Genomic DNA, 12,997 nt, shown 5'->3' on the forward strand with positions numbered 1-12,997 from the left:
CATGGACGCAGGCGCCGCCGCAACGTCCGGGGCGGGTACCGCCGCAGAAGGCACCTCCCGTGACGGGACCGCCGTCGTGGTCGGGGGAGGGATCTCCGGCTTGCTTGCGGCCAGGGAATTCGCCCGGGCGGGCCTCCGGACCACAGTGCTGGAAGCCAGCGACGCTTGGGGTGGCTGCGTCGGCAGCCATGCTGTGGCGGGGCTGACCCTGGACAGCGGGGCGGAGTCCTTCGCTACCCGCACGGCCGCGGTGGCCGATCTCGCCGCCGAGCTTGGGATTGCCCGCGACATCGTCGCACCGAACCCCGGCGGTGCCTGGGTGCAACTGCCCGACGGCCCGCGGGAACTGCCCAAGACCGGGGTGTTGGGCATCCCGGCCAGCCCATGGGACCCGGAAGTCCGCCGGTCCCTGGGACTGCTGGGCTCCCTCCGCGCCTCCATGGACGCCGTGCTGCCTGCCTCGCTTGGCACCGCCGACGAGGCCACCAGTGTGTCAGCCCTGGTCCGCGCGCGAATGGGCAGGCGCGTGCTGGACAGACTCGTTGCGCCGGTGGTCGGCGGCGTCCACTCGGCCGATCCCGCCGTGCTCGACGTCGACATGGTGGCCCCCGGGCTGCGGGCCGGCATCCGCCGGCACGGTTCCCTCGCCGCCGCCGTCGCGGCCCAACGCAGGGGAGGAGCCAACTCGAGCGCCGGCGCAGCCGCACCGGGGACGGGCAGCTCCGCCGGGCTCCAGAAAGCCGGCGCCGCCGTCGCCGGCCTGCGAGGCGGGATGCACACCCTGGTGACCGCCCTGCTGGCCGACCTGCGCCGGCGCGGCGTCACCCTGCTCAGCGCCACCCCGGCCCGGTCCGTTCGGCGCACAGCGGGCGGCTGGCGGGTGACCACGGATCAGGACACGTACGACGCCGGGTTGCTCGTGGTTGCGGTCGAAGGCCCCGCCGCCGCCGGGCTGCTTGAAGAATCCCTGCCGGAGCTTGCGGGCCTCCGCCCCGAAGCCGGACCCGATGTCAGCCTGGTCACCCTCGTGGTGGATCTCCCGGCGCTCGACGCGGCGCCACGCGGTACGGGAGTGCTCGTGGCCCCGCAGAGTCCCGGGGTACAGGCCAAAGCGTTGACGCACGGCACCGCCAAATGGGCTTGGCTGGCGGACCGGACCGGACCGGGCAGGCACGTGCTCCGGCTCTCCTACGGGCGGGGAGTTGCGCCCGTCGGGACCACGGAATACGGCAGCCCGGGAGCGGCCGTGCCGCGCTCGGAACCGCCGCGCTCAGACGAGGAACTGTTCCGCGCAGCCCTGGCCGACGCCTCGGCCCTGCTGTCGGTCCCGGTCACCGCCGGGGACGTGGTGGGCTGGGACGTGGTCCGCTGGGCCGGTGCGTTGCCGTTTGCGTCCCTCGGCCACAAACAGCGTGTCGCCGCCGTCCGGAGCGTCTGTGCCGCGGACGGCACCCTCGCCGTCGTGGGGGGATGGCTGTCCGGCAACGGGCTGGCCGCGATCGTGGCCGACACCCCCCGGCAGGTTCGCACCCTCCTGGCCTAAAGGGGTGCCGCCCGACCACTGTTTCCATACACGCTGATGCCCCAAACGCCGCTGTCGAACCGTCGCCTGCAGCCACTTCGGGGACCCGCTCCGGAGTCCCTGACGCCCCCTCAGCCGCAGGAGTCACAGCGGCCCCAAATGCACCCTGAACCTCTCCAACCTCCTGGGTTACTAGCCGGTATTCCGCGGAATTCCGCCGGTTTTTCCTCGCGGTTGATTCCGGCTAGGCTCGATGACCATGGTTATTTTCAGGTCCAACGTGTCAACAACGACGACCCGGCGCCATAGGAGCCTTCGACGCGGCGCAGCAGCAGCCGCGCTCGGGGCGGTACTGGCTGTTTCCGCAGGAGTTCCTGCTTCGAATGCTGCCACCGGTTTATCCGCAGCGGCGTCCACCCCGCCGTCGACCCAGGGTTCCTTGACCCTCGGCCTGGGTGACGTGCTGGACAGCCTGCTCGGCTCCTCGCCGACGCGGAGCCCGTCGCCCACACCGAGCCCCTCGCCGTCCTCCGGCCCGGACGAAGTGGCCGAGCCGACGCAACCGCCGTCCCGCAGCAGCAGTCCGGAACCCACGATCCCCGAGTCCGGCAGCCCGGAGCCCAGCAACCCCGGGTCCACGGCTCCCGGCACCAGCGCGCCGCCATCGGGCACCCCGTCGGCCAACGTGGCCCCGCCCTCCGCGCCGCAAAACCCCGGCACGCCGGTCACGGCGCCGGGAGCGCCGGCCGCGGACGGGGCCGCAGCCGGATCGGTCCCCATCACTGGATCCGTGCCCGGCCAGCCGTCCGCAGGTGGCAACGCTGGCAGCGCTGCCGTCCCTGCCGCCGGGACCGGGCCAGGAACTGCCGGGCAAGCCGGAAGCGGCGCTGGCACGCCGGCGCCGGCATCGAATACTGCAACGCCCCGGCCCTCCTCCACCGGTTCGAACGCGGCCGGTTCGAAAACAGCACCGGCCACAGCCGCGGGCCACTCCGGCAGCACGTCGCTGCAGGCCACGTCCGCTGTGGAACCGGCCGGACCGTCCCCGCTGATCGGCTGGGGCATCGGCCTGGTGGCGCTGTCAGTCGGCGCCGGCGTCATCGCTGTCCGGATGCGCAGGACCTGACGGCATCCCGGCGGCCCGGATTCCAGGGCAGTCGCCCCCGGCTTGTGAAATAAAGCACTTCTACGCGTTGTAGAAGTGCTTTTTTTCGACTTAGCTGGAGAGAGGAGGCAGACTGGTAACCATGAGCCACACTTCTGCCGAATCTGTCACTAAAACCGGAATGCCCGTCCCCGGAGAATCAGTCGCCGGGGCCTCGGCGCCCGACGATTCAACCGAGCAGTTCTTCACCCTCTGGACCGTTTTCAAGCGGTCCGCGGACACCGCCCGCGACGCGGATGCTGCCCTGGACTTCGAGTCCCTGCTGGCACGCCTCGCTGACGCCGGCGTGGTCCACCGCGGCAGCTACGACGTTTCCGCCATGCGCGCGGACGCGGACATCATGATCTGGCTCCACGGGCCCAAGGCCGAGGCCCTGCAGCGGGCCGTCCGGGACATCCGCCGCAGCAAGCTCTTCACCGGGACCGAGATCGCCTGGTCCGCCATGGGCGTCCACCGCGAGGCGGAGTTCGCCAAGAACCACACGCCCGCCTTCTCCCGCGGCGTCGAACCGGCAGAGTGGCTGTGCGTCTACCCGTTCGTCCGCTCCTACGAGTGGTACCTCCTGCCGGACGCCGAGCGCGGCGCGATGCTTCGCGACCACGGCCTCCTGGGCCGCGACTTCCCGCAGGTCATCTCCAACACCGTCTCCTCCTTCGCCCTGGGCGACTGGGAATGGATCCTCGGTCTGGAAGCTCCGGAACTCGTGGACCTCGTCGACCTGATGCGCCACCTGCGCGCCACCGAGGCGCGTCACCATGTGCGCGAGGAAATCCCCTTCTACACCGGCCGGCGCGTCAGCGCCGCCGAGATCGCCGAGGTCCTTGCATGAGCCCGCTGGATCCCCAGGAGACCGCCACGGCGGTGACCGCCGTGAACCCCGTCACCGAGGCAGGCCGGATGGCTCCCAAGGAGTACGACGCCGTCCTCCTCGCCTCCTTCGGCGGCCCGGAAGGCCAGGAGGACGTCATCCCGTTCCTCCGCAATGTCACCCGTGGCCGCGGCATCCCGGACGAGCGGCTCGAAGCGGTCTCGCACCACTACCGCGCCAACGGCGGCATCAGCCCCATCAACCAGCAGAACCGCGCCCTCAAGGCCGCCATGGAGGCCGAACTTGCCACCCGCGGCATCGAACTGCCGGTCTTCTGGGGCAACCGCAACTGGGATCCCTACATCCCGCAGACGCTCCAGGAGATGTACGACGCCGGGCACCGCAAGGTCCTTATGGTCACCACGAGCGCCTACTCCTGCTACTCCAGCTGCCGCCAGTACCGCGAGGACATTGGCATGGCCCTGACCGAAACCGGGCTGGACGGAAAACTCGAAGTGGACAAGGTGCGGCAGTACTTTGACCACCCCGGCTTCGTCGAGCCGTTCATCGAGGGCACCGCCGCCGGCCTGGCCGACGTCCGCGCACAGCTCACCGCGGCCGGCACCCCCGACGCCCCGGTGCACATCCTGTTCGCCACCCACTCCATCCCTACCCGCGACGCCGAAGCCGCCGGCCGCTCCGAGGGCGAGCCCCGCCACTTCGAGGAAGACTCCGCCTACGTGGCCCAGCACCTCGCCACTGGAACCGAGGTCATCCGCCGCGTCGAGGCCGAAACCGGCCTGACCGCACCGTGGTCCCTCGTCTACCAGTCCCGCTCCGGCGCCCCGCACGTCCCGTGGCTCGAACCCGACATCAACGACGCCATCGAGGAGCTCGCCGGCCAGGGCGTCAAGGGCGTCGTGATCGTGCCGCTGGGCTTCGTCAGCGACCACATGGAGGTTGTCTGGGACCTGGACACCGAGGCACTGGAGACCTGCGGCAAGCTGGGCCTGGCGGCCACCCGCGTCCCCACCCCCGGGACGCACCGGAAGTTCGTCGGCGGGATCGTGGACCTGATCTGCGAACGGACCGCGGCGAACAACATCGCGGACCGGCCCCACCTGACCAAACTCGGCCCCTGGTACGACGTCTGCCGGCCCGGCTGCTGCGCCAACTTCCGCGGCGAAAAGCCCACCATCGCGGGCGCTGACACCAGCATCGGCACGGGCCACGATCCCTACCCCGCCGCAACGCCCGCAGCCGCGGATATGGCGACCCCGGCGGCTGGTCAGGCAACGCCGTGACCGTCCGGATCGGAACCCGCGCCAGCAAACTGGCCCTCACCCAGACGCAGCAGACCGCGGACCAGCTGGCCGCCGTCGGCGGGTTCGCCGTGGAGCTTGTCCACATCCGGACCGACGGTGATGTCCTCACCGGATCGCTGTCCCAGATGGGCGGAACCGGCGTGTTTGTGGCGGCCCTGCGCGACGCCCTGCTGCAGAACGCATGCGACGTCGCCGTGCACTCGCTCAAGGACCTGCCCACCGGGCCGGCGCTTGGCCTGACGCTCGCGGCGACGCCGAAACGCGTCGACGTCCGCGATGTGCTCTGCGCCCGCGACGGGCTCAAGCTCGCGGACCTGCCCGCCGGCGCCAGCGTGGGCACCGGTTCCCCGCGACGCGCAGCCCAGCTGCGCGCCGCCCGTCCGGACCTGGACATCCGGGACATCCGCGGCAACGTCGACACCCGGCTCGGACGCGTCCCCGGCTTGCCGGGCAACACGACCGACGCCATGGTGGACGGCAAGTCCTGCGACCTCGACGCCGTCGTCCTCGCCGCAGCCGGGCTGCACCGGATCGGGCGGCTGGACACGGTCAGCGAATACCTCGAGACGGACATTATGCTGCCGGCCGCCGGGCAGGGATCCCTCGCGATCGAATGCCGCACGGCCGACGCGCCCCGCAAGGCCGGGTCCACCGAAGGGTCCCAGGGCGTCCTCGCCCAGGCCCTCGCAGCCCTCGACGATCACGACACCCGGCTCGCCGTCACCGCCGAGCGGGCGCTCCTGGCCCGCCTTGAGGCAGGCTGTGCCGCACCGGTGGGCGCCTACGCCTACCGCAAGGGAAGCATGCTGCACCTCGAAGCCGTGGTCTGCGCCGTCGACGGCACCGCCACCGTCCGGGACCGGAAGGCCACCGACGGATTGACCGAGGTGGGGGCCACCCTGCTCGGGATCGAACTGGCGGAAGTCCTGCTGGCCCGCGGCGCCGCCGACATCGCGGACCTGACCGCATCCTGAACCGGGGGATCCAGCGCATTATGGGACGGGACCGCATCATGGGACGGGACAATGCCCTGAATGAGGGCAGCAGCGGGCCGGCCACCCACGACCAGGGGGCCCTCGCGGGAGCCCGGATCCTGATCGCCCGCAGCCCGGACCGCGCCGGCGAGCTGGTCGCGGCCCTGCGCCGCCTGGGCGCCGAGCCGGTGCTGCTGCCCCTGATCGACTTCGAGGTGGCACGCGACCAGCACTCCCTCGACGTCGCCTTCGATGCCTTGGGCGCCGGCGCCTACAACTGGCTCGTCATCAGCAGCGCGACCACCGTCCAGGTGCTGGAGGCCAAGGCCGCGGAGCGTGGCTCCACCTTGGGCGCCTGGCTGCCCGGGCACGTCCAGGTGGCCACGATCGGCCCCGCGACGCGGCAGATCCTCGAGTCCCGGGGTGTCAGCGTGGACCTCGCACCGACGGCACTGCAGTCGGGCGCCGGCCTGCTCGGCGTCTGGCCCGAAGGCCGCAACAGCGTGTTCCTGCCCCAGGCGGACATCGCCGATTCCAGGCTCCGCCGCGGGTTGGAAGCCCGCGGCGCGTCGGTGCAGGCCGTCACCGCCTACCGGACGGTGGACTACCCGGCCGATCCCGGCCTGAGCCTCCCGGCCTGCCGGCCCCCGCTGGAGGAAGCCGACGCCGGGCCGCCGGCCGAAGTCCTCACGGCCGCCGACGCGAAACGTGAGATCCGGGCCGGACGGCTCGACGCCGTCGTCGCCGCCTCGCCGAGCGCGGCCCGCCGCATCCACACGGACCTCGCCCCGCTCGGCGCGTGCCGGTTCGTTGCGATCGGGCGCTCGACGGCGGGCGAGGCGGCCGGTCTTGGACTCACCGTCGCCGCCGTCGCCGAAGCTCCCACCGCGTCAGGCCTCGTCGCCGCCGTCGTCCGCTCCCAACCATCCCAGCATCCAGCGAAGGACAACACATGAGCTTCCCGACCCACCGGCCCCGCCGGCTTCGCACCACCCCCGCCATGCGGCGCCTGACCGCGGAGCACCGCCTCTCCGCTGCGGAACTGATCCTTCCCGCCTTCATCCGCGAAGGCCTGACCGAGCCCAACCCGATTGCCTCGATGCCCGGCGTGCAGCAGCACACCACCGATTCGCTCAAGCGGGCCGCTGCCGAGGCCGTGCAGCTGGGGGTCGGCGGCATCATGCTGTTCGGTGTCCCCGCTGTCCGGGATGCGCGCGGCACCGCCTCCCTGGACCCCAACGGTGTGCTGAACAAAGCCATCAGGGACGTCCGCGCGGAAGTTGGCGACGAGCTCGTGATCATGAGCGATGTGTGCCTCGACGAATTCACCGACCACGGCCACTGTGGCGTCCTGGACGCCAACGGCTACGTGGACAACGACGCGACCCTGGAAATCTACGGCCAGATGGCCGTCGCACAGGCCGACGCCGGCGCCCACGTCCTGGGCCCGTCCGGCATGATGGACGGCCAGGTCGCCGTCATCCGGCAGGCCCTCGAGGAATCCGGGCACGCCACCACCGCCGTGGTCGCTTACGCCGCTAAGTACGCCTCGGCGTTCTACGGCCCGTTCCGCGAGGCCGTCGACTCGCAGCTGACCGGCGACCGCCGCACATACCAAATGGACGCCGCCAACCGCCGGGAAGCCATCCTCGAGGTGGACCTGGACCTGGCCGAAGGCGCCGACATGGTCATGGTGAAGCCCGCCATGAGCTACCTGGACATCCTCGCCGACGTCGCCGCCATGAGCCCGGTACCGGTGGCCGCCTACCAGATTTCCGGCGAGTACTCGATGATCGAGGCTGCCGCAGCGAACGGCTGGATCGACCGCCGGGCCGCCATCACCGAATCCGTCCTGGGCATCAAGCGCGCGGGCGCCAACATGGTGCTGACCTACTGGGCCAGCGAGCTGGCCGGCTGGCTGAAGGAATCCCGGTGAACACCGCGACTACGCCTGAGCCGGCACCCGGGGAGAACCCCACGGCCCCGGTCGGGCCGGAACGCATCCTCCTTGGCCTGAACACTTTCGGTGACGTCGGCGTGTTCCCCGACGGCCATCCCGTCCCGCACGCCCAGGTCCTGCGGCAGCTCTTGGAACAGGCCGAGCTCGCGGACGAGGTCGGCCTGCACGCCTTCGCCGTGGGGGAACACCACCGCCGCGACTTCGCGGTCTCGGCCCCGGAAGTCTTCCTCGCCGCGGCGGCTGCCCGCACCAAGCACATCCGGCTCGGCTCGGCCGTCACCGTCCTCAGCTCCGATGACCCCATCCGGGTCTTCCAGCGCTTTGCCACGGTGGACGCCATCTCCAGCGGCCGGGCCGAAATCATGCTGGGCCGCGGTTCGTTCATCGAATCCTTCCCGCTGTTCGGCCTGGACCTGGCCGACTACGACATCCTCTTCGAGGAAAAGCTCGAGCTCTTCGACAAGGTCCGGGCGCAGAAGCCGGTCCACTGGGAAGGGCGCACCCGGCCCGCCATCAACGGCCTGAGCGTCTACCCGCCCCTGGAACACCACCTGCTGCCAACCTGGATCGGCGTCGGCGGCACCCCCGAATCCGTGCTGCGCTGCGCAGAATACGGCTACCCGATCATCTTCGCCATCATCGGCGGCCAGCCGCGGTCCTTCGCCCCGCTGGCCGGCCTCTACCGCGAGGCCATGGCCAAATACGGGCACCCGATGCAGCAGATGGCCACGCATTCACCCGGCCACATCGCGGCTACCGACGAGGAAGCACGGGAGGAGTTCTTCCCGCACTGGATCGCGATGCGCAACCGGATTGGCGCGGAGCGGGGCTGGGGCCCAGGCAACCGGGCCGAGTTTGATGCCATGTGCACGCCCGAGGGAGCACTCTACGTGGGGTCTCCGGATACCGTGGCCGCAAAAATCGCGCTGCTGAAGAAGAACCTGGGCGTGGACCGCTTTGACCTCAAATACAGCAACGGCACCCTGCCGCACCCGGCCATGATGCGCTCGATCGAACTGTTTGGCACCGAAGTGGCGCCCCGCGTCACCGCACTGCTGGCCAAGGCCGCAGGAAAATGACTCGGCCGCAGAACTGAAAGAATAGGAACCATGACTTCCAGCATGCCTCGCAACGAGGAACTCTTTGACCGCGCCCGCCAGCTGATGCCGGGCGGCGTGAACTCACCCGTGCGCGCCTTCGGCTCCGTGGGCGGGACTCCGCGGTTCATGGTGTCCGCCAAGGGTGCCTATCTCACCGACGCCGACGGCGCGGACTATGTCGACCTCGTCTGCTCATGGGGTCCGGCGCTGCTGGGGCACGCCCACCCGGAGGTCATCGCCGCCGTGCATGCCGCCGTCGACCGCGGCCTGTCCTTCGGTGCGTCCACGCCCGACGAGGCCAACCTGGCCGCGATCGTCAAGGAGCGCGTCCCGGCCGCCGAACGCGTCCGGATGGTCTCCACCGGCACCGAAGCCACCATGACCGCCATCCGGCTGGCCCGCGGCTTCACCGGCCGGAACCTCGTCATCAAGTTCGCCGGCTGCTACCACGGCCATCTCGACGGCCTCCTCGCCGCGGCAGGTTCCGGGCTGGCGACCCTTGCGCTGCCCGGCTCGGCCGGCGTCACCGCCGCCACCGCCGCCGAAACCCTCGTGCTGCCCTACAACGACCTCGACGCCGTCGAGGCGGCCTTCGCCAAGCACGGTGACAGCATCGCCGCTGTCATCACCGAGGCCGCCCCGGCCAACATGGGCGTGGTCACCCCCGGCGAGGGCTTCAACGCAGGTCTTTCCCGGATCACCCGCGAGCACGGCGCCCTGCTGATCCTCGACGAGGTCCTCACCGGGTTCCGCACCGGCTACTCCGGCTACTGGGGCCTGACCGGCGGGGCCGCCGACGCCGCCGAGCCGTGGACCCCGGACCTGCTGACGTTCGGAAAGGTCATCGGCGGAGGCATGCCGACGGCGGCCCTCGGCGGACGCGCCGAGGTCATGGACTATCTGGCGCCGCTGGGCCCCGTCTACCAGGCCGGCACCCTCTCCGGTAACCCGGTGGCCATGGCCGCCGGCGTCGCGACGCTGACCCACGCAACCCCCGAGGTCTATTCCTTCGTGAACGCGCGCTCCCTGGAGCTCTCCGCGGCCCTCTCTTCCGCCCTCGACGCCGCCGGCGTGGACCACTCCATCCAGCGCGCCGGCAACCTGTTCTCCGTGGCCTTCGGCACGGGCGCCCGGGGCGTGCACAACTACGACGACGCCCAGGGCCAGGAAGTGTTCCGCTACGCCCCCTTCTTCCACTCGATGCTGGACTCGGGCGTCTACCTGCCGCCGTCGGTCTTTGAAGCCTGGTTCCTCTCCGCCGCGCACGACGACGCCGCGATGAACCGGATCTTCGACGCCCTGCCGGCCGCGGCGAAGGCGGCGGCCGCCGCGAAGGCGTAGCGTCCCTGATCGTTAGCCGACCGAAGCCTTAACGACTGATGGCACCCGCAGCGGCGGGTGCCATCAGTCGTTAAGGCTGCCGAAACGGCAGGCGGACTAGAGAACGTCAGAGAGGAAGCCCTGCAGCCGTTCGGTCTGCGGGTTCGTGAAGATCTGTTCCGGCGGGCCGGACTCCACGACGACGCCGCCGTCCATGAACGTGACCGTGTCCGAGACGTTGCGGGAGAATCCCATCTCGTGGGTCACTACCACCATGGTCATGCCGCCCTTGGCGAGGTCGGCCATCAGCGCCAGCACGCCCTTGACGAGTTCCGGGTCGAGGGCCGAGGTGGCCTCGTCGAAGAACATCACCTCCGGCTTCATGGCCAGGGCCCGCGCAATGGCGACGCGCTGTTGCTGGCCGCCGGAGAGGTTGGCGGGACGCGCGTCGGCCTTGTGCTTGAGCCCAACGAGGTCGAGCTGCTCGAGTGCCTCGGCCCGGGCCTGCTCGGCCGGCAGCTTGCGCAGCTTCCGCAGCGCGAGCGAGACGTTGTCCACGACGGTCTTGTGCGGGAACAGGTTGAACTGTTGGAACACCATGCCGATCCGCTGGCGCAGCTCGTCCGGGTTGTCCTTCAAGACCGAGCGGCCGTCCAGCAGGATGTCGCCCTGATCAGGTTCGATCAGGCGGTTCATGACGCGCAACAGCGTGGACTTCCCCGATCCGGAGGGACCGATCACCGAGGCGGTGGTGCCCTTCTCGACGTGCAGGTCGATGCCGCGGAGGACATGGTTCGAGCCGAAGGACAGGTGCAGATTCTTGCCGGTCAGAGAACCGGAGGCGAACTCGCTCATGGCTGTGCTCCCTTCCCGATCAGGGCCGCTGCATCGTCCGGTTGCCGTTTCTCCGGACGGCCGGTGCGCAGGCGGTTGTCGATGTAGTTGACCAAGTGGGTGAGCGGAACGGTCAGGATGAGGTACATGAACGCAGCGGCAACCAGCGGCGAAAGGTTCCCCGTGTTGGCGGCGGCATCGTTACCGATCCGGAAGATCTCACGCTGGCTGGCGATCAGGCCCAGCAGGTAGATCAGGGACGAGTCCTTGATCAGCGTGATGAACTGGTTCACCAGGGCCGGGAGCACCCGGCGGATGCCCTGCGGAATCACCACGAGGCGCATGGAGGAGCCATAGCTGAAGCCGAGGGCACGGGAAGCCTCCAACTGGCCCTTTTCCACGCTCTGGATGCCTGAGCGGAAGATCTCGCCGATATAGGCCGCCGCCATGAGGGTCAGGGCGAAGATGGCGAGCGGGAACGGGTTCGTGGAGCCGGTCGTTACCCGCACCACGGGTCCGAGCCCGAGGCCGATCAGGAGGATGACCACAATCGCGGGGACGCCGCGGAACACGTCCGTGTAGATCCGGGAGAGCCAACGCAGCGCAGTGATGCGTGACGTGCCCATGACGGCCAGGACCATGCCCAGGATGCACCCGAGCACACCCGAGGAAACCGCCAGGATCAGGGTGTTGGGCAGGCCGAACATAATCATGTTCGGCAGGACGGCTGCCATCGCCTCCCAGTCAAAGAAGGTCTTTACGAGTTGATCGAGTGCATCCATGGACTATGACTTCGGAACGGTGACGGCCTTGGAGCCCGGGGACCACGTGGCCGGGGTCTCGCGGTCCGGGTACCATTCCTTGGTCAGCTTGGACCAGGTGCCGTCGGCGATCACGGCGTCGAGGCCGGAGTTCAGCGCGTCGATGAGCGGCTGGTTTTCCTTGTTCACGGCGTAGGCGGTGAAGTTCTGGGTGTTCACAACCGACTCGGCGATAACCGTGCCGTCACCTTCCTTGACCTGGCCGGTGGCCTGCTGGGACGGTGCGACCCAGGCGTCAACCTGGCCGTTCTTCAGGTTGGCGTAGGCGGTGTTGTAGTCCTCGAAGCGGACGGGCTCGATCTGGAGGGTGTTGGTGACGTAGTCATCCTGCACCGTGCCCTGGACCACGGCGATGCGGGTGTCCTTGGTCAGGTCCTTGAACCCCTTGATCTTGGAGTCCTTCTTCGCCACCACGGCCATGTAGCCGAAGTCGTAACCGTTGGTGAAGCCCACGGTCTTGCGGCGGGCGTCAGTGGTGGAGATCGAGGAGGACCCGAGGTCGAACTGCTTGTTCTGGACCTGGGCGAGCAGCGAGGCGAAGCCGGTCGACTTGAACTCCACCTTGAGGCCCAGCTTGTCCGCGATGGCGCGCAGAAGTTCGTTGTCGTAGCCGGTGAATTTGCCGGACTTGTCGATGTAGATGTTCGGCGGGGCGTCCGAAAGGGTTCCCACGGTGAGCGTTCCGTCGCTGATCAGGCCGAGCTTGGCCTTGTCAATCTTGTCCAGGGGAGTGACGTCCTTGGTGGTGTACTTGTCCAGGGATTTCTGGTCACTGCCCTGGAGCGCATCCGTCGGTGACGCCGTGGTCTGCGCCGACCCGCCGCCGCACGCTGCAAGGGAGACCGCCACGGCGAGTGCCACGGGAACGGTTGTCAGCCACTTCAAGGCTTTGCTTTTCATCACGCAATCACTTTCGTCTGAAATTCAGTGGGCGCGGGGCGACTCATCGGGCCCCGGCTGCTGGCTTGGGCGCCGGATGGGCAGGCAAGCCGCGAAAGATAATTGTGTCATCCGGTGTGGACGCGGATTCAATCCGAATTAATCAGCGGGGGAGTGCGCCCACCGCGAAGTATCTTCATCTTCCTGTGTCATGGTCAGTGTTCCGGGTAGCGCCGGACGGGTACGGCGGAATCATTGGCGTGGAAGGGCCGGGCCGTTGGGGGCCCCG

The 12,997-nt window shown here is 69.5% G+C and carries 12 protein-coding genes; 9 read left to right on the forward strand and 3 right to left on the reverse strand.

Annotation, left to right across the window (positions count from 1 at the left end; genetic code table 11):
* Nucleotide 1 precedes the first annotated feature (1 nt).
* The 9 genes from hemG to hemL all read left to right on the forward strand — a co-directional run bounded on the left by hemG (nt 2) and on the right by hemL (nt 10,195).
* Complete coding sequence (gene hemG / locus ACVWZ7_RS17090) at nt 2–1,543, forward strand: protoporphyrinogen oxidase (RefSeq protein ID WP_456508545.1); 1,542 nt, start codon at nt 2–4, stop codon at nt 1,541–1,543.
* Nucleotides 1,544–1,961: 418 nt separating this feature from the next.
* Entirely contained in the window at nt 1,962–2,648 is a 687-nt protein-coding gene (locus ACVWZ7_RS17095) for a hypothetical protein (protein ID WP_456508546.1), read from the forward strand.
* Between the two features lie 121 nt (nt 2,649–2,769).
* A complete protein-coding gene (hemQ, locus tag ACVWZ7_RS17100; protein WP_456508547.1) occupies nt 2,770–3,516 on the forward strand; it encodes a hydrogen peroxide-dependent heme synthase in 747 nt (248 codons plus the stop codon).
* Complete coding sequence (locus ACVWZ7_RS17105; protein WP_344367224.1) at nt 3,513–4,799, forward strand: ferrochelatase; 1,287 nt, start codon at nt 3,513–3,515, stop codon at nt 4,797–4,799. Before hemQ ends, ACVWZ7_RS17105 begins: the two co-directional genes overlap by 4 nt.
* The gene (gene hemC, locus ACVWZ7_RS17110; RefSeq protein WP_116767359.1) at nt 4,796–5,794 is read left to right on the forward strand and encodes a hydroxymethylbilane synthase; all 999 of its coding nucleotides are present in this window, start codon (nt 4,796–4,798) and stop codon (nt 5,792–5,794) included. The genes ACVWZ7_RS17105 and hemC overlap by 4 nt, the downstream gene beginning before the upstream one ends.
* A 38-nt stretch (nt 5,795–5,832) precedes the next feature.
* Nucleotides 5,833–6,750 carry a uroporphyrinogen-III synthase gene (locus tag ACVWZ7_RS17115; RefSeq protein ID WP_344367226.1) on the forward strand — a complete coding sequence of 306 codons (918 nt, stop codon included), beginning with the start codon at nt 5,833–5,835 and terminating at the stop codon, nt 6,748–6,750.
* Entirely contained in the window at nt 6,747–7,730 is a 984-nt protein-coding gene (gene hemB, locus ACVWZ7_RS17120; RefSeq protein WP_344367228.1) for a porphobilinogen synthase, read from the forward strand. Before ACVWZ7_RS17115 ends, hemB begins: the two co-directional genes overlap by 4 nt.
* A complete protein-coding gene (locus ACVWZ7_RS17125) occupies nt 7,727–8,833 on the forward strand; it encodes an LLM class flavin-dependent oxidoreductase (protein WP_344367231.1) in 1,107 nt (368 codons plus the stop codon). Before hemB ends, ACVWZ7_RS17125 begins: the two co-directional genes overlap by 4 nt.
* A gap of 30 nt (nt 8,834–8,863) precedes the next feature.
* The gene (hemL, locus tag ACVWZ7_RS17130; RefSeq protein WP_456508548.1) at nt 8,864–10,195 is read left to right on the forward strand and encodes a glutamate-1-semialdehyde 2,1-aminomutase; all 1,332 of its coding nucleotides are present in this window, start codon (nt 8,864–8,866) and stop codon (nt 10,193–10,195) included.
* A gap of 96 nt (nt 10,196–10,291) precedes the next feature.
* On the opposite strand, the gene ACVWZ7_RS17135 is transcribed toward hemL, so the two are convergent.
* Genes ACVWZ7_RS17135 through ACVWZ7_RS17145 form a run of 3 tightly spaced genes read right to left on the reverse strand, consistent with a single transcriptional unit; the run spans nt 10,292 to nt 12,729 of the window.
* The gene (locus ACVWZ7_RS17135; protein ID WP_344367235.1) at nt 10,292–11,029 is read right to left on the reverse strand and encodes an amino acid ABC transporter ATP-binding protein; all 738 of its coding nucleotides are present in this window, start codon (nt 11,027–11,029) and stop codon (nt 10,292–10,294) included.
* On the reverse strand, nt 11,026–11,790 hold the full coding sequence (locus tag ACVWZ7_RS17140; protein WP_344367237.1) for an amino acid ABC transporter permease: 765 nt from the start codon (nt 11,788–11,790) through the stop codon (nt 11,026–11,028). The genes ACVWZ7_RS17135 and ACVWZ7_RS17140 overlap by 4 nt, the downstream gene beginning before the upstream one ends.
* A 3-nt stretch (nt 11,791–11,793) precedes the next feature.
* Nucleotides 11,794–12,729, reverse strand: a complete 936-nt coding sequence (locus tag ACVWZ7_RS17145) for an ABC transporter substrate-binding protein (protein WP_456509135.1) — start codon at nt 12,727–12,729, stop codon at nt 11,794–11,796.
* Nucleotides 12,730–12,997: the final 268 nt, after the last annotated feature.

The sequence above is a fragment of the Arthrobacter sp. TE12232 genome (genome assembly GCF_054062615.1).